Genomic DNA, 19,526 nt, shown 5'->3' with positions numbered 1-19,526 from the left:
GGGAGGTTTGCGTGTCCGAAGTGGGCTATGAACGGCGCGGTGACATCGCCATACTGACGCTGAACCGACCGACCGCGAATGCCTTGGCTCCGTCCCTGCGTGCCGCGCTGAAAACCCGTCTGCAGGAAGCGCTCGGCGATGACGACGTGGCGGCGATCGTGCTGCGCGGTGCAGGGGGCAGCTTCTGTTCCGGCGTCGATATCACCGAGTACGACGGCAGGCTCGCCACGCCGTGGGTGTCCGACATCTGCCGCGCCATCGAGAGCGCCGCGAAACCGATTGTTGCCGCCTTGCGCGGCGCGGCGCTCGGGGCCGGTTTCGAACTGGCGCTCGCGGCCCATGCCCGCGTCGCGCGGAAGGGAACACGGGGCGCGCTGCCCGAAGTCGCGCTTGGCCTGATCCCGTGCGGCGGAACGACACAACGCGCGCCCCGGCTGGTGGGCGCGCAAACCGCCCTCGACATCATGCTGTCGGGGCGCGTTGTCGATATCACCGAGGGCCGGATGCGGGGCTTCGTCGACACCCTGACCGAGGACGATCCGCTCGACGCTGCGGCAGGAATGGCCGCGTCGATGGCCGAAACCGGCCACTGGCACCGGCCCGCGGACCGCGTGCAGGGCCTGTCCGACCCGGAAGCTTACAGGGAAGCCGTGGCCGCCGCGTTCGAACGCCTGAACGATCGCGACGGCGCGGAGCGCGACATCGTGCGCTGCGTCGAGGCCGCGCAAATCTTCCCGTATGAACGCGGGCTCGATTTCGAGTCGGCCCTTTTCAAAGATCGCCTGACGTCATCCTCGTCACGGGGCCTCAGGCACATTTTCGCAGCCGAACGCCGTGCGGCCGACATGCCGGAAATGTCGGCCACCGATGCCCCGCTGCTGCGCCGTGTCGTGCTCGTGGGCAGCACCACGATTCTGCCGGAATTCGCGGTCGCGCTGCTCGACGGCGCGCGCAAGGTACAGATCGCCCTGCCCGACGACACCGCCCGCGACACGGTCATGGCCCGCATACGCCACATCTACGACGGTGCCGTCAGCCGGGGGCGCCTGCCGTCCGAGCAACGCGACGAACGCCTGGTCCGCCTGGGCATCCGAACCGATTATAAGGCGCTCGAAGGGGCCGACGTCGTTTTCGATTGCGGCGGCACCGTGATGGGCGGCGACATGCCCGCGCTCAAGGAGGGCGCGTTCTGGGCCACCCTCGACGGTGACGGCACCGCGACGCCGGGCTGCCGCGTCTACAGGCCCGCGCATCGGTCGCGGCTCGTCGAGATCTGCGCTGGCGAAACGATCGCACAGGTCAAGGTCGCCGCTTTGGCCCGGATGTTTTCCGGCCTGGGGCGCACCGTCGTCAGGTGCGCGGCGGGCACGGGTAGTGCGGGTCACGCGATGGCCGATGCGCTCTATCGGGGCGCGCTGGTGCTGGCCGAGGCCGGCATGAGCCCCTACGCGGTGGATCAGGCGGCCCGCGATCTTGGCTTCGCGCAGGGGCCATTCCGCCTGATTGATGCCGAGGGGCTGGATCGCGTGCGCGCGCGGCTCGTGTCACCGGGGTCCGGCACGGCCGAGGGCCTACCCCTGCTCGACCGTCTTTTGGCCGAGGGCAGCACGGGCCAGGCAGGCGGGTACGGGTTCTACCAGTACGGCGCCGACGGCGCGCGGCCGCGGCCCGACCTGCCACGGCCGGAAACGCGACTGTCGGCCGCGCTCGGCGACATCGGCGCCGCCTGCGCCCTGCAAGCGGCGCTCGCCAACGCGGCCGCGCGCCTTCTCGAAGCCGGCGCCGTGCAGCGTGCCTCGGATCTCGATGTGGTGATGGTCAAGGGCTACGGCTTCGCGCGTGAGCGGGGCGGCCCGCTTCTGCGCGCAGATCAAGCTGGCATGTTGCGCCTGTTGACCGACATGAAAGCTCTCGCGGACCTGTCCGATGCGCTCTGGCGTCCCGCGCCACTGATCGAGGAGATGTTCAAGAACGGCGAAGGGTTCTTCGGCCGCCCGGCCCAGTCAGGCCAGTAGGATCCCGATGACCACCATCATCAGCCCCGCGACCGACAGGAAAAGCGCGCCGGTATTGATCGGCACCACGCGGCGGACCGTCTCGCGCAGGTGCTCGTCGCTTGCTCCTGACCTGCGGGTGTGCCAGACCTTCACGATGCACCAGACAAGTCCGGCAAGACCGGCAAGCGAAACGATTGCCCCAAGCCAAATCAGTATCTCCATCACGCAGCCTCCGCTTGCCGACCGTCCGGCAGCGCCTAGCGGAAACCACCCCCCCGTGCAATGTGGCACCGCGGGAAATTCGCGCCAAAGCGCCTTGCAGTGATGGCCGTGGGGCGATACGCAAGCGGCCCATTCACTGGAGGAAACACATGAACGACACGCCTTCGGATTCCAATTACCGCGTGACGGCCGATGAGCTGCGGCAATTCGTGGAACGTATCGAGCGGCTAGAAGCCGAGAAGAAGGACATCGCCGAACAGGTGAAGGAGGTCTATGCCGAAAGCAAGTCGCGCGGCTACGACCAGCGCGCGCTGCGGTCGCTGATCGCCCTGCGCAAGCGTGACAAGGACGAGGTCGCCGAACAGGAGGCCGTCCTCGAGATGTACAAGGAAGCGCTCGGGATGTGACGCGCCGGCGCACCCCGCGCTGCCTGCGCCAGTCAAAATCACGAAATGCGCGCGGAATGCGCGGCCAAGGCGCGTCCAAGCCGCCAATGCGCGCTTTTCTAACAAGAGCGCATCGAATATAAGCGGCGCCAAAGCAAACGCGAGGCGTCGGCCCGACGGCTCTCGCAACCTTTCGAGGAACCTGATGCCGGACAAGACACATGACACGGACGTCGCCTTCATCAAGGCACTTGCCGAACTGCTCAATGACAATGACCTGACCGAACTTCAGGTCAAGCGCGACTACGGCGAAAACGACAGCCTGAACGTGCGGGTGAGCCGCCGACAGGAGCCCGCGCCCGCGCCGGCCGCCCCGGCCCCCGTCGCGGCACCGGCGCCCGCGCCGTCGGGACAGGCCACCGCCCCGGCCCCCGCCGAAACGCAGGTCGAGGATCCGGCCAACCATCCCGGCGCCGTCACGTCGCCGATGGTGGGCACCGTCTACATGCAGGCCGAACCTGGCGCGCCTGCCTTCGTCAGCGTGGGCGAACAGGTGGCCGAAGGCGACACCCTGCTGATCGTCGAAGCCATGAAAACGATGAACCACATTCCGGCACCGCGCGCGGGCACCGTCAAGCGCATCCTTGTCGAGGATGGCGCCGCGGTCGAATTCGGTGCGCCGTTGATGATCATCGAGTGAGGCGCACGCACATGTTCGACAAGATACTCGTGGCCAACAGGGGCGAAATCGCCCTGCGCGTCATTCGCGCGGCGCGCGAAATGGGCATCGCATCCGTCGCGGTCCATTCGACGGCCGATGCCGATGCCATGCACGTGCGCATGGCCGACGAATCCGTCTGCATCGGCCCGCCGCCCAGCACCGACAGCTACCTGTCCATACCGTCGGTCATCGCCGCCTGCGAGGTCACGGGCGCACAGGCCATCCATCCCGGCTACGGCTTCCTGTCCGAGAACGCGAATTTCGTCCAGATCGTCGAGGATCACGGACTGACCTTCATCGGCCCGACGGCGGAACATATCCGCGTCATGGGCGACAAGATCACCGCCAAGGACACCATGAAGGATCTCGGCGTGCCCTGTGTACCGGGCTCCGAAGGGGGCGTGGCCGATCTGGCCGCGGCCAAGAAACTTTGTGACGATATCGGCTATCCGGTCATCGTCAAGGCGACGGCCGGCGGCGGCGGGCGCGGCATGAAGGTGGCACAGGATGCCGCCGAGCTGGAGCGCGCCTTCATGACAGCCCGTTCCGAGGCCAAGGCGGCCTTTGGCAACGACGAGGTCTATATCGAGAAATACCTCACCACGCCGCGCCATATAGAGATACAGGTCTTCGGTGACGGCAAGGGCCGCGCCGTGCACCTGGGCGAGCGGGACTGTTCGCTTCAACGGCGCCACCAGAAAGTGCTCGAGGAAGCCCCGGGCCCCTCCATATCGGCCGAGGAGCGCGACCGCATCGGCCGGATTTGCGCCGATGCCGTGGCCACGATCAATTACGCGGGCGCGGGCACGATCGAATTCCTCTACGAAAAGGGCGAATTCTACTTCATCGAGATGAACACCCGCCTTCAGGTGGAACATCCGGTGACCGAAGCCATCTTCGGCATCGACCTCGTGCAGGAGCAGATCCGCGTGGCCGAGGGGCACCCGATGTCCTTCGCGCAGGAGGATCTGGAGATCAACGGGCACGCCATCGAGGTCCGCATCAACGCCGAGAAACTGCCCGAATTCGCCCCCCGCCCCGGGCGGATCACGCAGTTCCACGCGCCGGGCGGGCTTGGCGTACGCATGGATTCCGCCCTCTACGATGGCTATTCCATCCCCCCTTACTACGACAGCCTCATCGGCAAGCTGATCGTGCACGGACGCGACCGGCGCGGCGCGCTCACGCGTCTTAACCGTGCCTTGGGTGAACTGATTGTCGATGGCGTGGAAACGACCGTGCCGCTCTTCCACGCGCTCCTGCAGGAAGACGACATTCTCAGTGGCAACTACAGCATCCACTGGCTCGAGCAATGGCTCGAAACCCAGTTCCAGGGATGACCCGGGCACGGCCCGTGGGCCGCCGATGAAAGACGAGGGCTTCACCCTCGGGCCGGAGATGCTCCTGCGGGCCTACGCGGCGGGCATTTTTCCAATGGCGGAAAGCCGCGATGCCCCCGAGGTTTTCTGGGTCGACCCACGCCGTCGCGGTATCCTGCCGCTTGACGGGTTCCACATTTCCCGGTCGCTGGCGCGCCGGATGCGGAAAGGCGGCTACACGGCCACGCTGAACCGCGATTTCGCAGGAGTCGTGGATGGCTGCGCCGACCGCGACGAGACGTGGATCAACGACGAAATCCGTGACCTTTACCTTGCCCTGCATGCCATGGGCCACGCCCATTCACTGGAAATCTGGCAGGACGGGCAAATGGTCGGCGGTGTCTACGGTGTCGCGATCGGCGGCGCGTTCTTTGGAGAAAGCATGTTTTCGCGACGCACCGACGCGTCGAAACTGGCGTTGGCGCACCTTGTCGATCATCTGCGGCGCTGTGGATTCATGCTATTCGACACCCAATTCATCACGCCGCACCTGCAAAGCCTCGGCGCGCTGGAAATCAGCCGTGCGGATTACCGCGCGCGGTTGGCCGAGGCCCTGGAAATCCCGGCGTCAATCAACGCCGAGCCGCTCTGCACGGATCCTCAGTTGGTGGTACAGCGTAGCACCCAGACGTCGTAACGCGGGTGTTCCAGCGCATTCAGCGCGGGCGACGAGGCGATCATCCACCCTGCAAAAAAAACGTCGCCCGACGCCGTGTCACGGATCGTCAGGTAGGCATAGGCATCACGCGCCGCATCGCCCTTCGGATACCGGCACTCGCCCAGTTCAAGCGTCAGGCGACCCACCTGCCCGGCCCCGCCAGTGTCCAGCGTGACATCCGTGATGGTCCCGTCGACCTTGTCCAATCCGCGCAACACGGCGCCCGCGCCGCGCGTCACCGTTTCGGTCTTGGCGATACCCGGACCGGCCAGCACGGTCAGCAGCGCGACGGCCAGCGCCCGTCTCATTCGGCACTTTCCTCGCCCTCGCCCGCGACGAATTTCATCAGAAGCGAAATAAGACTGACGGAGCCTTGCGTGAACTCGATCTCGTCGCCCGGTTCGAAATAGAAAGGCGATCCGCCGGGCAGGATTTCAACGTAATTGCCCCCCAGCAGCCCTTCCGAGGAGATGGCAACCGCGCTGTCGTCGGGAACCTCGATACCGTCCTCGACGGTAAAGGTCGTCGCCGCCCGATAGGTCTGCGGATCAAGCCCGATCTCTGTGACCCGGCCCACCTTCACGCCGGCAAGGCGCACATCCGTGCCAACCGACACCCCGTCGGCGGCCCGGAAACTGGCGGTCAGTTCATAGGCCGACCGCGCACCGGCGGTGAAACCGGTCGTCTGCCCCGCGTAGACGAGGAAACCTACGGCGACGGCCAGCACGGCCCCGCCGACCAATACTTCTGCGGTGTTTTCCGACATCGTCCCGCCCTATTCCGGGGTCCACGCCTCGTAATCGCGCCGCTCCGTCGGGGTCTCCCGGCGAATCGACCCGGCCGGCGCATAGGCCAGCGCCGTGCCTGTCAGGTTCTCCTCGTGCGGCTTTTCCCACTTCTTGTGGGAAAGCGGGCGATCTGTTGGCGGTTCCTTGTACGTGTGATGCAGCCAGCCATGCCAGTCAGGGCTCACGCGGCTGGCCTCGGCTTCGCCGTTGTAGATGACCCAGCGGCGTTTGCCCTCGCGATCACGGTAGAACACGTTGCCCTGCTCGTCCTCGCCCACGCGCACTCCCTTGCGCCACGTGTATATCTGCGTGTTGAGCGTCTGACCGTGCCACCATGTGACGGCGCGCAGAAGCGTGTTGAGAATGCTCATCGGAACCTCCGGCGTGATATGTTCCCGATATGGCGCAATCGGCGGGAAAGGTCCAGCCTGCCATGCGAGGATTCGGCGACCCGACGCCCGATATCGCCCCAAGAAAAAGGACCGACGCCACTAGCGCCGGTCCCGAAGCCCGTGTCCAGCCGTAATGCCCGGATCATCCCGCGCTGGTGCCTTCCTTCTTATGGTCGGCATAGATCATCAGCGGCGCGGCATCAGACGTGACGGCCTCCTCGTTCACGACAACCTCCTCGACGTCGTTCATGCCCGGCAATTCGAACATCGTGTCGAGCAGGATATCCTCGAGAATGGAACGCAGCCCGCGCGCGCCCGTCTTGCGCTCGATCGCGCGACGCGCGATTGCCTTGAGAGCATCCTCAGTGAACGTCAACTGCACATTTTCCAGTTCGAACAGCCGCTGGTATTGCTTGACCAGCGCGTTCTTTGGCTGCGTCAGGATGATGACAAGCGCATCTTCGTCAAGATCCTCCAGCGTCGCGAGGACGGGCAGGCGACCCACGAATTCCGGGATGAGCCCGAACTTCAGAAGGTCCTCGGGTTCGAGCCCGGTCAGAACCTCGCCGACGCCACGTTCCTCGTCGTCACGTACATCCGCGCCGAAACCCATGGCCGAGCCCTTGCCGCGTTGCGCGATGATCTTGTCGAGCCCGGCGAAGGCGCCGCCAACGATGAACAGGATATTCGTCGTGTCCACCTGCAGGAATTCCTGCTGAGGATGCTTGCGCCCGCCCTGCGGCGGCACGCTGGCGACGGTGCCTTCCATCATTTTCAGAAGCGCCTGCTGCACCCCCTCGCCCGACACGTCGCGCGTGATCGACGGATTCTCGGATTTCCGAGTGATCTTGTCTATCTCGTCGATGTAAACGATGCCGCGCTGCGCCCGTTCGACGTTGTACTCGCTCGCCTGCAGCAGCTTGAGGATGATGTTTTCCACATCCTCGCCCACGTATCCGGCTTCGGTCAGCGTTGTGGCATCCGCCATCGTGAACGGCACGTCGAGAATGCGCGCCAGCGTCTGCGCCAGTAGCGTCTTGCCGCAGCCGGTCGGACCGATCAGCAGGATATTCGATTTCTGCAGTTCGATATCGCTCTTGCCGGAATTGTCGAGCCGCTTGTAATGGTTGTGGACTGCCACGCTGAGCACGCGCTTGGCCATCGCCTGCCCGATCACGTAATCGTCGAGCACCTCGCAGATCTCGTGTGGGGTTGGCACGCCTTCGCTTGATTTCAGGCCGGCGCTCTTCGTCTCCTCGCGGATGATGTCCATGCACAGCTCGACGCATTCGTCGCAAATGAACACGGTCGGCCCGGCAATCAGCTTTCGCACCTCGTGCTGACTCTTGCCGCAGAAACTGCAGTAGAGGGTGTTTTTGCTGTCGCCACCAGAATTGTTCGACATCTCGTACCTTTCGGACCCTGTGCCATTCGCGCCGGCCGATTTCGGCTCTGTACCGCACTTGTCCCGGCCAGCTTAGGACAGGTGCGAAGCCACCACAACGCCAAAATTCACGGGCATTCCGGCCCGTCGGGACCGCTGTTACTTTTCGTCGTCCCCGTCATCCTTGGTGCGGCTGGTCACGATCTCGTCGATCAGCCCCCAGTCTTTCGAGTCCTCGGGGGACATGAAATTGTCCCGCTCCAGCGCGTCCTCCACCTTCTTCAGGGTCTGGCCGGTGTGCCTTACGTATATCTCGTTCAGTCGCCGCTTGAGCTTAAGTGTTTCCTCGGCGTGGATCATGATGTCGGTCGCCTGCCCCTGGTATCCGCCCGAGGGCTGGTGAACCATGATACGGCTGTTGGGCAGCGAAAAGCGCATCCCCTTCTCGCCCGCGGTCAGCAGAAGCGATCCCATGCTCGCCGCCTGCCCGATGACCAGGGTGCTCACCTTTGGCTTGATGTACTGCATGGTGTCGTAGATCGAAAGCCCGCTGGTCACCACGCCGCCGGGGCTGTTGATGTACATGCTGATTTCCTTCGACGGGTTTTCCGCCTCGAGATGGAGCAACTGCGCCACGATAAGGCTCGACATGCCGTCATGCACCGGGCCGTTGACGAAAATGATCCGTTCCTTCAGCAGGCGCGAGAAAATGTCGTAGGCGCGTTCGCCGCGGCTGGTCTGCTCGACCACCATGGGGACGAGCGTGTTCATGTAGGTCTCGAATGGGTCTGTCATGTGCGCCTGCCTGCTTGCGTTGTCCGATCTTCGGCGATCAGGTGATGCCGGAGTCTTAGTGGTGCGTACGGGGGGCTGCAAGGGCACCCCCGCCAATTTGTCGCGTCCGTGCGGCGTCTTGTCGTGCAGGCAGGACACAAGACGCCGAAAATACGACAACGGTTTTGCATCGGTCGCCAAAATTCCTTACACGGAATGCAATATTCCGACGGAACCGACAGCCGATGCCCCTTCCCGTGATTGATGATAATCTCGATCCGCACGAGATGGACCGCATGGTCGACAACGCCACCGAGGCGGCCAATTTCCTCAAGGCGGTCAGCCACGAGGGGCGCCTGATGATCCTTTGTCACCTCGTCACCGGCGAAAAATCCGTCACCGAGCTTGAGCAGCTTCTATCCGCCCGCCAGGCCGCCGTGTCACAACAATTGTCGCGGCTGCGCCTCGAAGGGCTGGTCGAAACCCGGCGGGAGGGCAAGACGATCTATTATCGCCTTGCCGATGACAGGCCGCGCCGTATCCTCGAAGTGGTTTACGACCTTTTCTGCGCGTCAGACCACAGCCAAGCCGACGAGTGACCGAGATCAGGCCGCCACGACGGGCAGGCCGACGGCGAAGGGGGCGAAAACCTCGTCCGTCTCGGGCTGGTTCACGTGGTTGGCATAGTTGCTGATCGTCTTGACCGCCAGGGCCAGGATAATCTCCAGCACGTGAACATCGGAATATCCCGCCGCCTTGAATGCCTCCGCCTCGGCCCTGGTCGGCAGGCCGCGCGTCTCCCACATGTGATGGGTGAACTTGCGCAGCGCCTCCAGCCTTGCATCCGCAAGCGGCTTGCCATCGCGCAGTGCCTGCGTGTGTTCGTCGTCCAGCTTGGAAACATTGCTCGCCAGCATCGAATGTGCCGCCGTGCAATAATCACACCCATTGCCAAGCGAGACGGTCAGGAACACGACCTCCTGCTCTGGCGGAGTGAAATTGGCCTGCTCCCGAAAATGCTCGTAGCCATGCAGGTAGGTGGACAGAAGCCCGGGATTAACGGCCATGCCACGGTACATGTTCGGCACGAAACCCAGCTTCGCGCGGGTGCCGTCCAGCAGGTCCTTTGCAAGGCCCTCGGCTTGTTCGTCGCTCACGGGGTTCGCTTCAACCTTGTATTCAGCAGTCATGTGACCCTCCTTTGATTTCGGTCACGCCCGAGGTAATCAAAAGTCGGACACGGTGTAACCGCGCCGACGGTCACCTGTTGTTGAGACCACGTGAGAACGGTGCGCCAGCACACACGCCGGGGCTTCGAGACGCCGTATCGCGCAGCATGGCCATACACGACCGACCAGACATCGATGCAGCCGTGTCACCCCGGTTCTCGCCACGGGCACACGTGCTCGGGCCACGCCGTCCCATCCGGCCCACTGCATCAGGCCCGAACACGAAAAGGCCGCGCCTTGACGGCGCGGCCACATGACACCGGATCGGCGGAGGGCTTACTTGATCTTGCCTTCCTTGTACTCCACGTGCTTGCGGGCGACCGGATCGTATTTCTTGATCGTCATCTTCTCGGTCATCGTCCGCGCATTCTTCTTGGTCACGTAGAAATGGCCCGTGCCCGCTGTCGAGTTAAGACGGATCTTGATGGTCGTCGGCTTCGCCATTTTTTAGTCTCCTGCACCGGGCGCCACGCGGTCGCCCGTGAAATTCGTTTGAGCCCGTCTTTTACCGGTGCGCGCGGTCAAGTCAACCGCGATTATCGGGGCCGGCCGGCGTTTTCAGCGCGTCGGGCTCAATTGCTCGAAAGGCGCGTCGGCATCCTGTAGAAATGATGTACCCCGATGGTCGCGGTGCGGGTGAAGGTGCGCGACCAGCGCGGCGAGACGGCCGATGTATGGTAGTGCGTCGCACCATTCGTCAGGCGGCGTTCGGCGCCTTTCGCCATCACGTGCGCCACCTTGCCGACACGCTCGAAAGCGCGCTTTTCGGCGATCACCTCCTCGTGCCCGTCGCACGTGTAGGTGAACTGGCAAGCATACTTGCGGCCCGTCCCCTGGTTGACGACGCCGCAGACGGTATCGGGAAACTCGGGGCTGTCCACCCTGTTCAGGATCACTTCGGCAACGGCGAACTGGCCCTTCACGGTCTCGCCCCGCGCCTCGAAGTAGAGCGCCTCGGCAAGGCATTGCCATTCCTGCCCGCCGCGAACGGCATCGACCCGCGCCAGCCAGTCGCGGTCATATTCGACATCGTGTTCGGCACGTTCGAGAAAAGACGACAGCCGCGCGTCGGGAATGGCGCTCAGCCGCGCGCGCTCGCGGTCCAGAAGGTTCTGCAATGGCGTGTCCGCCAATGCGGCACTGCTCATTGCCAGCAGGCATGCCAGGGCAAGTCGCAACATCATAGGTCCCCCAAGGTGGCGCGGGGCAGCCCCCCGCAGCATCCCGGGCTCTTACAGGATCAGGCCGTTCGCGTCCACCCCGGCGCTGTCAAGCGGCAAATAGCCCGAATCCGCGCAAAAATCGGCCCCAACCGTGCAACGCATCTTGTGGCGCGGGCGCGCCATGTCAGCCGATCTTGTGTTTGACGGCCAGTTGCGCCGCCGCAAGCCGCGCCACGGGCACCCGGAATGGCGAACAGGAAACGTAATCGAACCCGGCATCGCGGCAGAAGGCGATTGATTCGGGATTGCCCCCGTGTTCACCGCAGATCGACAGCACGATGCCCGGGTTGGCACGCCGCGCCCGCGCCACCCCGATCTCCAGCAACTCGCCCACGCCCTCCGTGTCGAGGGTGTGAAACGGATCCTCCGAGAACACTTCCTGCTGCACGTAGGTCGACATGAACCGCCCGGCATCGTCGCGCGACAGGCCGTATGTCATCTGCGTCAGGTCGTTCGTCCCGAAGCTGAGGAACGCGACCAGCGGCGCGATCTCGCCCGCGCGCAACGCGGCGCGCGGCGTCTCGACCATGACGCCAAGGCGATAGGTGAATTCCTGCCCCGTCTCGCCGCGCACGGCGGTGGCGACCGCATCGATCCGTGCCTTCACCAGCTCGACCTCGCGCCGCGCGCTCACCAGCGGGATCATGATCTCGGGGACCACCGGCGCGCCCTCGCGGCTGGCCTCCAGCGTCGCCTCGAAGATCGCCCGCGCCTGCATGTCGTATATTTCGGGCACCGTGATTCCCAGCCGCACGCCCCGCATCCCCAGCATCGGGTTGTACTCGGTCAGCGACTCCACGCGTCGCGTCACGTCCGAGAACGGCAGGTCCAGCGCCTCGGCCAGTTGCAGGTGGCCGGCGCGATCCGTCGGCAGGAACTCGTGCAGCGGCGGGTCGAACAGACGGATGCAGACAGGCTGGCCCTGCATGATGCGGAAAAGATCGGTGAAATCCGCACGCTGCATCGGCAACAGCATCTCCAGCGCGGCCGCGCGGTCCTCCCCGCTGTCGGCAAAGATCATCTCGCGCATCACCGTCAGGCGATCGGGCTCGAAGAACATGTGCTCGGTCCGGCACAGGCCGATTCCCTGTGCCCTGAAATTGCGCGCGACCTCGGCGTCGGCAGGCGTGTCGGCATTGGCCCGAACGGCGATATCGCGGATGTCGTCCGCCCAGTTCATCAGCGTTTTCAGCGATTCGTCGCGCGCCGCCTCCAGCAGCGGGGTGGACCCGACGAGGACATCGCCGTTCGTGCCGTCGATGGTGATCCTGTCGCCTTCGCGGAACACCTGCCCGTCGGGCATGGTGAGTTGCCGCTTGCGCGTCTGGAACCGGATCCCGGACGCGCCGACGACACATGGCAGGCCGATGCCCCGTCCGATCACCGCGGCGTGGCTAGTCATGCCGCCGCGTTCGGTCAGCACGCCGGCCGCCGCATGCATCCCGCGAATGTCTTCGGGGCTGGTTTCACGCCGCACCAGAATGCAGGGCTCCCCGCGCGACTCGCTGGCCTGTGCATCGGCAGCATTGAACACGATCCGCCCCGAGGCCGCGCCGGGGCTGGCCGCGATCCCCCGGCCAAGGATCTCGCGCGGCGCTTCCGGATCGACCTGACGGTGCAGCAATTCGTTCAGCGCGCGCGGCTCGATCCGCATCAGCGCTTCCTCGCGCGGGATGATCCCGTCCTCGGCCAGATGCACGGCGATGGCCACCGCCGCGCGGGCGTTGCGCGGCACCCGCAACCCGTCGAGCACGTAGACCCGCCCGTCCTCTATGGTGAACTCGGTCTGCATCTCCTCGCGCAGTTTCTCGCGCATCAGCGCAGTATGCGCCTTGAGCTGCTCGAACGCCTCAGGCGCCAGTTCCTCCAGCGACGGGCCACGCGGATCACGTTGAAGGTAAAGCGAGTCGCGCCCGCCGCTCAGGGCTTCGCGCCCCTGGCTCTGGCTCAGGTAGCGGCCGGTGATCTGGCGCGCGCCCGTCTGGCTGTTGACCAGCTGCATGACCCCGGAACCGCACTCGCCGCGGCCCAGCCCGAGCGCCAGTTCCTGCACCACCAGCCCCAGCCCGGCATCGGCCGGCGCGCCCTTGGCCTGCCGCAAAAGGCGCGCGGTCGTGCCTTCCCATGCCCGCGCCATCGAGCGCAGAACCTCTAGAAGCTGCATTTCGGGCGACTGCGGGAAGGCTTCCTCGGTTTGCTCTTCGTAGGCGGCCAGCGCCTCGCCCAGCCCCTCGACGGCGTCATCCGACACGTCGTCGAACAGGTCCGGGTCCAGCCGCGCCACATGCACCGCGTAAGCCTGCACGAATCGCAGGTAAAGCCCGGCCGCCGCCTGCTTGCCGACGCGTTCGGACATTTCCACGTAAAGCGCGTCGTTCATCCCGATATTGAGGATCGCGCTCGGCCCGCCCCAATCCGGATCCTCGGACGACGGGCGCACGCACAACAGCGGCGAGTCACCGAACGGTGCAAGCACGCGCGCCATGTCGGGCGTCTCACCGGCGGCGAGGCGATGCACCGCGGCAAACGACAATGCCATCGTCCGCGGCACGGGCAGATCAAGGCGCACCAGACGCTGAAGGCACTTGGCCCGGCCGCCATGCGTTTGCGTGGCCATCGGCGCATCGGGCGTGATGAGGGTGAAGTCGGGATCGTTTTTCTGCACTGCGGCACCTGCTTTTCGTGAGCGCAGCATAAGCGCCGTGCGCGCTAACGCAAGGGCTCGCTGACCCCCGCGCGCCATGCCGGTTGTCCGCTCAGCCCTCCACCCGTGACAGATCGGCCGCCTGCAGGCAGATCCCGCGTATGCGGTTCAGCAGGTTCAACCGGTTACGCCGCACGATTTCGTTGTCGGTATTGATCTGCACCGCCTCGAAAAAGGCGTCGATGGGCGCGCGCAGGGCGGCCATCGCCCCCATCGCGGCCGCGAACTCCTCGGCCTTGATGGCGCGCCCGATCTCGGCCTCGGCCGCGTCCAGCGCCGCGAAAAGGGCCCGTTCCTCGTCGGTCTCGGCATATTTGGGATTGGCGCCGAAGGAATATTCCACCCCGTCCTTCTCCTCGGCCTGCCGCAGGATGTTGTTGGCCCGCTTGAAGCCCTGCAACAGGTTCTCGCCCTCTTCCGTGGCAAGAACGTCGCCCAGTGCCCGTGCCCGCGCCACGATCATCGACAGGTCGTCCCCGCCGTCAAGCGTCAGACAGGCATCGATCACGTCGTGACGCACGCCACGGTCGCGCAGATAAACCTTGAGCCGGTCATGGAAGAATGCCAGCAGGTCGGTGGACAGGTCGGGCACCGCGTCGCCGACCGTACGCAGCAGACTGCCATCGCCAGTGTCGGGGGCGGCCTCGCGGTGCTGCAGCCCGTCGATCACCGCGCGCCACGCCGCGCCGAACACGCCGCGATCGCCAATCTCGTCGAGGATCTCCTCCAGCGTGTCGATCTCGCCCTCGCTGGCCTTCTTGCGGTTCAGCGCGATCTTGTGGCGCAAAAGCTGGCTGTCGATGAAACCGTCCAGTTTCAGGCGGTACTGCCCGTCCACCACGATCCGTATCACCCCCAGCGCCGCGCGGCGCAGCGCGAACGGGTCCTTGGACCCGGTGGGCTTCTCGTCGATCGCCCAGAACCCGGTCAGCGTGTCGATCTTGTCGGCCAGCGCCACCGCCACCGAAACCGGCGCGCCGGGCACCGCGTCCGACGGCCCCATCGGCGCGTAATGTTCCTCGCACGCGGCCGCCACATCGGCCGGCAGGCCCGCGGCCTCGGCATAGTAGCGCCCCATCACGCCCTGAAGCTCGGGGAATTCGCCCACCATTTCCGAACTCAGGTCGGCCTTGGCCACCCGCGCCGCCTTCTCCGCGGCGTCGGGATCGGCCCCAACGGCGGACGCGATCTCGCGCGCGAGGGCGGCGATCCGGGCCACCCGCGCGGCCTGGCTACCCAGTTGCCGCTCGAAGGTGACGGTCTCCAGCCGTTCCAGCCAAGCGTCCATGCCGGCACGGGCGATGCGCAGATCGTTCTCCCAGAAGAACTTGGCGTCGCTCAGCCGGGCCGCCAGCACCTTTTGGTTCCCCGCGAGGATCGTCGCACCGTGATCCGGGGTTTCCATGTTGGCCACCGTCACGAAACGCTCGATCCGGCCGGTCTTGGGGTTCCGCACGGAAAAGAACTTCTGATGCTCCTTCATCGACGTCTGCAGCACCTCCGGCGGCAGGTCGAGGAACTCCTCGCCGATCTCGCCCATCAGCACGACGGGCCATTCCACCAGCCCCGCCACCTCGGCCAGCAGGCTGCGGTCCTCGACCACCTCAAGCCCGGCGGCAAAGGCAAGGTTGGTCGCGTCCTGCCAGATGTGATCGGCGCGCTCGGCCGGGTCGAGCAAGACCTTGTCGCGCTTGAGCCGCGCGCGGTACTCGTCGAAGGATGCCACCTCGAAACGCCTCGCCCCCATGAACCGGTGCCCTTCGGTGGTGTTGCCCGCCTTGATCCCGTCGATCTCCAGCGGGACGACACGCGCCTCGCCGGAATCGTCGGTCAGGATGCACAGGATCGAATGCAGCGGCCGCACCCAGCGCAGGCTGCCCGTGCCCCAGCGCATCGACTTGGCCCACGGGAATTGCCGGATGACCTGCTCCAGCACCTCGGCCACGATCTCGTCGGCAGCGCGGCCCGGCCTCGTGATGGTGGCGAAATAGACGCGGCCCTTCTTTTCCTCGCGGATCTCCAGCTCGTCGCGGCCCACCCCGGCGCCGCGCAGAAATCCCTCGACCGCCTTTTCCGGCGCATCGACGCGCGGGCCCTTGCGTTCCTCGCGCACGGTGGGGCTCTTGTCGGGCAGGCCCTGCACCGTCAGCGACAGGCGCCGCGGCGTGGCAAAGGCGGCGGCGCCGGCATAAGTCAGGCCGGCCTCCACCAGCCTGTCGGTCATTCGCTGCTTGAGTTCCTCGGCCGCCTTGGCCTGCATCCGCGCCGGGATTTCCTCGGAAAAGAGTTCGATCAGGAGATCAGGCATTTGTATCAGTACCCTTCGGGTGGTTCGGGGCAATCCTCGGGCGCGGGCCGGCCGTCGAAAACGACCTCGCCGCAATGGTTGATCTGGTGCCAGACATAGCCCCGGCCGTCTTCGGTAATGGCCACGATACGGTCAATGCCGTATTCGATGTCCTTCTCGCCCAGGAACGCCCGCGCGGTGCCCGCCTCCAGCGCGGCGCCGACGGCCTCGGCGTCGAAACAGTCGAACCAGCCGGGCGCGACCAGCGGTTCGGCGGCGTCGTAGGGCACGTAGGTTTCGCTCAGCACCGGCAGACGCGCGTCGGTCACGAAACACGCGCGGTAGCGGATCGGGGAACTGTCAGCGTCGATCGCCCTGAACGCGCGATGCGGCAGCGGCTCGGGTTGGCCGGTTGCCCGCGCGGTCAATTGCACATCCCGCGGGCCGGTTGCCGGCACCTCTTCGTAGAAATGGTACACCTGCAGGTAATAGAGCGACACCCCGGCCACGAGGGCCGTCACGAGGATCAGCGCGCCGAGTATCTTGCCGGTCACGCCGCGGCCCCCCCGGCTTCGGTCTGCACGAAGGCATCGGCGCATTTCTTGGCCAGCGCCCGCACGCGGCCGATATAGGCCTGACGCTCCGTCACGCTTATGACGCCGCGCGCGTCGAGCAGGTTGAAGATGTGGCTTGCCTTGATGCACTGGTCATAGGCGGGATGGGCCATGATGATCCGCGCCCCGGTCCTCGGGTCCGCCTGCGGATGGCCGAGGATCGCCTCGCATTCGGCCTCGGCCTCCTCGAACTGCTTGAACAGCACCTCGGTGTTGGCAACGTCGAAATTCCAGCGGCTGTATTCCTCCTCGGTCTGGCGGAACACATCCCCGTAGGCCAGCGGGATCGGCGCGTCAGGGTCGTTGAAGGGCATTTCCATCACGTGGTCGATGCCCAGCACGTACATCGCCAGACGCTCCAGCCCGTAGGTCAGCTCGCCCGAAACGGGCCGGCAATCATGTCCGCCGACCTGCTGGAAATAGGTGAACTGGCTGACCTCCATGCCGTCGCACCAGACTTCCCAGCCCAGCCCCCACGCGCCCAGCGTGGGGCTTTCCCAGTCATCCTCGACAAATCGGATGTCGTGCATCCGCATGTCGATGCCGATCGCCTCCAGCGAGCCGAGATACAGCTCCTGCAGGTCCGGCGGGCTGGGCTTGATGATGACCTGATACTGGTAATAATGCTGCAGACGGTTCGGGTTCTCGCCGTACCGGCCGTCCGTCGGCCGGCGCGAGGGCTGGACATAGGCCGCCGCCCACGGTTTCGACCCGAGGCTGCGCAGCGTCGTGGCCGGGTGGAACGTGCCGGCGCCCACCTCCATGTCGTAGGGCTGCATGACCGCACAGCCCTGCCGCGCCCAATACGCCTGAAGACGCAGGATCACCTCCTGGAAACTTCGTGGTTTGGTGGTACTGTCCGACATGCGATCCCCCGGGCTGCCCTGCGATCCGATTGCCGCCTTACCTACGGCGCCCCCATGTCAGGGTCAATCGCGCGCCGGTGCAAATTTCAGGTGCACAAAGCGCCTTTTTTGCTAAAAGGTGACCACAGTTAAGGGATTTGAACCGCAAGGGGCGAAGGGACGCGCATGACAAGGTTTTTTCTGGTGGTGGCAATGGCCGCGCTTGCATTCGTACCGGGGGCGCACGCCCAGCAGCAGCCTGTCTGGGTCCAGATCGAGGCGCAACCGACCCTGTCCGAGGCGCAGGAGGCCGCCCGCGGCTATGCGCGTGAGCTGCAGGACGTCAACGGGTTCACACTGGGCTCAGGCTACTATGCCATCGCGCTCGGCCCCTACGGCGAGCAGGACGCCCGGCAGGTGCTCCGCGTGCTCAGGGCCGAAGGAGTCATTCCCGGCGACAGCTACATCGCCCGCAGCCGGGACTACAGGCGGCAGTTCTGGCCCGTCGGGGCCAACCTGCTCGACCGGCCCGTGGCGGCGGTTCCCGAAACCGACACCGCCGACGGGTCGCGCACGCAGGAGCTTCCCGACCCCCCGCTCGAAACCCGGCGCGAGGCGCGTGCCAGCGAACGACTCCTGACGCGCGATGAACGCTTTGAACTGCAGACCGCCCTGAAATGGGCCGGTTTCTACGACGGCGCGATCGACGCGGCGTTCGGGCGCGGCACCCGCGCCGCCATGCGCCGCTGGCAGCAGGATAACGGCTACAAGGGGACGGGCATTCTCACCACCCGGCAAAGGGCCGAACTGCTCGAACAGTACAACGCCGTGCTCGACGGGCTGGGCCTGCGCACCGTCCGCGACGACGACGCCGGAATCGCGATCAGGCTGCCCACCGAGGTCGTGGCCTTCGACCGCTACGCGCCCCCCTTTGCCCATTACACCGCCACCGGCGACATCGACGCGCGGGTCCTTCTCATCAGCCAGCGCGGCGACGAGAACACGCTTGCCGGGCTCTACGACATCATGCAGACGCTCGAAATCGTGCCGCGGGCCGGTCCGCGCACCCTCGACGGCGACACCTTCACCCTGATAGGTGAGGGGCCGCTGTTCGTCTCGCACACTCAAGCATGGCTGAAACAAGGCGAGATCAAGGGCTTCACCCTCGTCTGGCCCGCCGGGGACGAAGAGCGCCGCACGCGCCTTCTCGGGGCGATGCAGGAAAGTTTCACCCGGCTGGACGGCGCGCTCGACCCGACGGCCGGCAGCGGCGAGGAACAGAGCGTCGATCTCGTCGCCGGGCTGGACGTGCGCAAGCCCCGGCTGTCGCGCTCGGGCTTCTACGTCGATCGCGCGGGCACCGTCGTGACCACGGCCGACGCGGTACAGGGCTGCGCCCGCATCACCATCGAGGAAGAATACGAAGCCCGCGTCGCCGCCGAGGACAGCGCCGCCGGGATCGCGGTGCTGCGACCCGTGCAGGCGCTCGCGCCGCTCAGCATCGCGGCGTTCCAGCAAGCGGTACCCCGATTGCGCTCCGAGGTGGCGGTGGCCGGGTATTCTTATGGCGGCGTCCTCGGCGCGCCCACGCTGACTTTCGGGCAGCTGGCCGACCTGCGCGACCTCGATGGCGACGAAAGCCGCAAACGGCTCGAACTGGCGGCCCTCGAGGGCGATGCCGGTGGCCCGGTGCTCGATGCCGGCGGGGCGGTGCTGGGCATGCTTCTGCCCGAAACGCGGGACAAACGCCGCCTGCCCGAGGATGTCAGCCTCGCCGCCGATGCCGCGGTCGTGCAGGAGGTGCTGGCGCAGGCCGGGATCTCGCCCGCCGCGACGTCGCAGGTCGGCCAGGTCTCGCCCGAGGCACTGACCGAGCAGGCCAAGGGCATGACCGTGCTTGTCAGCTGCTGGGACTGACCCGCC

At 65.7% G+C, this 19,526-nt stretch carries 20 protein-coding genes; 7 read left to right on the top strand and 13 right to left on the bottom strand.

The window, feature by feature from the left end:
* The first annotated feature begins 11 nt into the window (after positions 1–11).
* A complete protein-coding gene (locus tag ACH107_RS04525; RefSeq protein ID WP_412504827.1) occupies positions 12–2,015 on the top strand; it encodes an enoyl-CoA hydratase-related protein in 2,004 nt (667 codons plus the stop codon).
* On the opposite strand, the gene ACH107_RS04520 is transcribed toward ACH107_RS04525, so the two are convergent.
* Entirely contained in the window at positions 2,004–2,219 is a 216-nt protein-coding gene (locus ACH107_RS04520; protein ID WP_412504826.1) for a hypothetical protein, read from the bottom strand. The two genes, ACH107_RS04525 and ACH107_RS04520, sit on opposite strands and share 12 nt — an antisense overlap.
* A 149-nt stretch (positions 2,220–2,368) precedes the next feature.
* On the opposite strand from ACH107_RS04520, the gene ACH107_RS04515 reads away from it, so the two are divergent.
* From ACH107_RS04515 to aat, 4 genes are all read left to right on the top strand, one after another.
* On the top strand, positions 2,369–2,626 hold the full coding sequence (locus ACH107_RS04515; RefSeq protein WP_412504825.1) for a DUF2312 domain-containing protein: 258 nt from the start codon (positions 2,369–2,371) through the stop codon (positions 2,624–2,626).
* Positions 2,627–2,810: 184 nt separating this feature from the next.
* Positions 2,811–3,305: an acetyl-CoA carboxylase biotin carboxyl carrier protein gene (accB, locus tag ACH107_RS04510; protein ID WP_412504824.1), complete on the top strand. Its 495-nt coding sequence runs from the start codon at positions 2,811–2,813 to the stop codon at positions 3,303–3,305.
* Between the two features lie 11 nt (positions 3,306–3,316).
* Positions 3,317–4,666: an acetyl-CoA carboxylase biotin carboxylase subunit gene (gene accC, locus ACH107_RS04505; protein ID WP_412504823.1), complete on the top strand. Its 1,350-nt coding sequence runs from the start codon at positions 3,317–3,319 to the stop codon at positions 4,664–4,666.
* A 25-nt stretch (positions 4,667–4,691) separates the two neighbouring features.
* Positions 4,692–5,342: a leucyl/phenylalanyl-tRNA--protein transferase gene (gene aat, locus ACH107_RS04500; RefSeq protein WP_412504822.1), complete on the top strand. Its 651-nt coding sequence runs from the start codon at positions 4,692–4,694 to the stop codon at positions 5,340–5,342.
* On the opposite strand, the gene ACH107_RS04495 is transcribed toward aat, so the two are convergent.
* The 5 genes from ACH107_RS04495 to ACH107_RS04475 form a co-directional block, all read right to left on the bottom strand.
* Positions 5,306–5,671, bottom strand: coding sequence for a DUF2155 domain-containing protein (locus ACH107_RS04495; protein ID WP_412504821.1), 366 nt, complete (start codon positions 5,669–5,671; stop codon positions 5,306–5,308). The genes aat and ACH107_RS04495 overlap by 37 nt on opposite strands.
* On the bottom strand, positions 5,668–6,129 hold the full coding sequence (gene mlaD / locus ACH107_RS04490; protein ID WP_412504820.1) for an outer membrane lipid asymmetry maintenance protein MlaD: 462 nt from the start codon (positions 6,127–6,129) through the stop codon (positions 5,668–5,670). The genes ACH107_RS04495 and mlaD overlap by 4 nt, the downstream gene beginning before the upstream one ends.
* A 9-nt stretch (positions 6,130–6,138) precedes the next feature.
* Complete coding sequence (locus tag ACH107_RS04485) at positions 6,139–6,522, bottom strand: NADH:ubiquinone oxidoreductase subunit NDUFA12 (protein WP_412504819.1); 384 nt, start codon at positions 6,520–6,522, stop codon at positions 6,139–6,141.
* 163 nt (positions 6,523–6,685) lie between these two features.
* Positions 6,686–7,948 carry an ATP-dependent Clp protease ATP-binding subunit ClpX gene (gene clpX / locus ACH107_RS04480; protein WP_412504818.1) on the bottom strand — a complete coding sequence of 421 codons (1,263 nt, stop codon included), beginning with the start codon at positions 7,946–7,948 and terminating at the stop codon, positions 6,686–6,688.
* A gap of 138 nt (positions 7,949–8,086) precedes the next feature.
* Positions 8,087–8,722, bottom strand: coding sequence for an ATP-dependent Clp protease proteolytic subunit (locus ACH107_RS04475; RefSeq protein WP_412504817.1), 636 nt, complete (start codon positions 8,720–8,722; stop codon positions 8,087–8,089).
* A gap of 224 nt (positions 8,723–8,946) precedes the next feature.
* Between ACH107_RS04475 and ACH107_RS04470 the strand changes: the two genes are divergently transcribed.
* Entirely contained in the window at positions 8,947–9,300 is a 354-nt protein-coding gene (locus ACH107_RS04470) for a metalloregulator ArsR/SmtB family transcription factor (RefSeq protein WP_412504816.1), read from the top strand.
* 6 nt (positions 9,301–9,306) lie between these two features.
* Here ACH107_RS04470 and ACH107_RS04465 read toward each other — a convergent pair whose 3' ends face one another.
* The 7 genes from ACH107_RS04465 to ACH107_RS04435 form a co-directional block, all read right to left on the bottom strand.
* The gene (locus ACH107_RS04465) at positions 9,307–9,891 is read right to left on the bottom strand and encodes a carboxymuconolactone decarboxylase family protein (RefSeq protein ID WP_412504815.1); all 585 of its coding nucleotides are present in this window, start codon (positions 9,889–9,891) and stop codon (positions 9,307–9,309) included.
* A gap of 315 nt (positions 9,892–10,206) precedes the next feature.
* On the bottom strand, positions 10,207–10,374 hold the full coding sequence (gene rpmG, locus ACH107_RS04460) for a 50S ribosomal protein L33 (protein WP_149753999.1): 168 nt from the start codon (positions 10,372–10,374) through the stop codon (positions 10,207–10,209).
* A 128-nt stretch (positions 10,375–10,502) separates the two neighbouring features.
* A complete protein-coding gene (locus ACH107_RS04455; protein ID WP_412504814.1) occupies positions 10,503–11,111 on the bottom strand; it encodes a cell wall hydrolase in 609 nt (202 codons plus the stop codon).
* 166 nt (positions 11,112–11,277) lie between these two features.
* Entirely contained in the window at positions 11,278–13,848 is a 2,571-nt protein-coding gene (locus ACH107_RS04450) for a putative PEP-binding protein (protein WP_412504813.1), read from the bottom strand.
* A gap of 61 nt (positions 13,849–13,909) precedes the next feature.
* Positions 13,910–16,165 carry a glycine--tRNA ligase subunit beta gene (gene glyS, locus ACH107_RS04445; protein WP_412504812.1) on the bottom strand — a complete coding sequence of 752 codons (2,256 nt, stop codon included), beginning with the start codon at positions 16,163–16,165 and terminating at the stop codon, positions 13,910–13,912.
* A gap of 5 nt (positions 16,166–16,170) precedes the next feature.
* Positions 16,171–16,698, bottom strand: coding sequence for a DUF6446 family protein (locus ACH107_RS04440; protein ID WP_412504811.1), 528 nt, complete (start codon positions 16,696–16,698; stop codon positions 16,171–16,173).
* Positions 16,695–17,624 carry a glycine--tRNA ligase subunit alpha gene (locus ACH107_RS04435; protein WP_412504810.1) on the bottom strand — a complete coding sequence of 310 codons (930 nt, stop codon included), beginning with the start codon at positions 17,622–17,624 and terminating at the stop codon, positions 16,695–16,697. The genes ACH107_RS04440 and ACH107_RS04435 overlap by 4 nt, the downstream gene beginning before the upstream one ends.
* 165 nt (positions 17,625–17,789) lie before the next feature.
* Here ACH107_RS04435 and ACH107_RS04430 point away from each other — a divergent pair, with 165 nt between their 5' ends.
* Complete coding sequence (locus ACH107_RS04430; RefSeq protein ID WP_412504809.1) at positions 17,790–19,520, top strand: serine protease; 1,731 nt, start codon at positions 17,790–17,792, stop codon at positions 19,518–19,520.
* Positions 19,521–19,526: the final 6 nt, after the last annotated feature.

This window comes from Roseovarius halophilus (ex Wu et al. 2025) (assembly GCF_047086965.1).
This window is presented reverse-complemented; position numbering and strand designations above follow the sequence as displayed.

Coding starts and splice junctions, on each gene's coding strand:
- ACH107_RS04520 (WP_412504826.1), bottom strand. CDS start 2,219: ATGGAGATACTGATTTGGCTTGGGGCAATCGTTTCGCTTGCCGGTCTT.
- ACH107_RS04515 (WP_412504825.1), top strand. CDS start 2,369: ATGAACGACACGCCTTCGGATTCCAATTACCGCGTGACGGCCGATGAG.
- accB (WP_412504824.1), top strand. CDS start 2,811: ATGCCGGACAAGACACATGACACGGACGTCGCCTTCATCAAGGCACTT.
- accC (WP_412504823.1), top strand. CDS start 3,317: ATGTTCGACAAGATACTCGTGGCCAACAGGGGCGAAATCGCCCTGCGC.
- aat (WP_412504822.1), top strand. CDS start 4,692: ATGAAAGACGAGGGCTTCACCCTCGGGCCGGAGATGCTCCTGCGGGCC.
- ACH107_RS04495 (WP_412504821.1), bottom strand. CDS start 5,671: ATGAGACGGGCGCTGGCCGTCGCGCTGCTGACCGTGCTGGCCGGTCCG.
- mlaD (WP_412504820.1), bottom strand. CDS start 6,129: ATGTCGGAAAACACCGCAGAAGTATTGGTCGGCGGGGCCGTGCTGGCC.
- ACH107_RS04485 (WP_412504819.1), bottom strand. CDS start 6,522: ATGAGCATTCTCAACACGCTTCTGCGCGCCGTCACATGGTGGCACGGT.
- clpX (WP_412504818.1), bottom strand. CDS start 7,948: ATGTCGAACAATTCTGGTGGCGACAGCAAAAACACCCTCTACTGCAGT.
- ACH107_RS04475 (WP_412504817.1), bottom strand. CDS start 8,722: ATGACAGACCCATTCGAGACCTACATGAACACGCTCGTCCCCATGGTG.
- ACH107_RS04470 (WP_412504816.1), top strand. CDS start 8,947: ATGCCCCTTCCCGTGATTGATGATAATCTCGATCCGCACGAGATGGAC.
- ACH107_RS04465 (WP_412504815.1), bottom strand. CDS start 9,891: ATGACTGCTGAATACAAGGTTGAAGCGAACCCCGTGAGCGACGAACAA.
- rpmG (WP_149753999.1), bottom strand. CDS start 10,374: ATGGCGAAGCCGACGACCATCAAGATCCGTCTTAACTCGACAGCGGGC.
- ACH107_RS04455 (WP_412504814.1), bottom strand. CDS start 11,111: ATGTTGCGACTTGCCCTGGCATGCCTGCTGGCAATGAGCAGTGCCGCA.
- ACH107_RS04450 (WP_412504813.1), bottom strand. CDS start 13,848: ATGCTGCGCTCACGAAAAGCAGGTGCCGCAGTGCAGAAAAACGATCCC.
- glyS (WP_412504812.1), bottom strand. CDS start 16,165: ATGCCTGATCTCCTGATCGAACTCTTTTCCGAGGAAATCCCGGCGCGG.
- ACH107_RS04435 (WP_412504810.1), bottom strand. CDS start 17,624: ATGTCGGACAGTACCACCAAACCACGAAGTTTCCAGGAGGTGATCCTG.
- ACH107_RS04430 (WP_412504809.1), top strand. CDS start 17,790: ATGACAAGGTTTTTTCTGGTGGTGGCAATGGCCGCGCTTGCATTCGTA.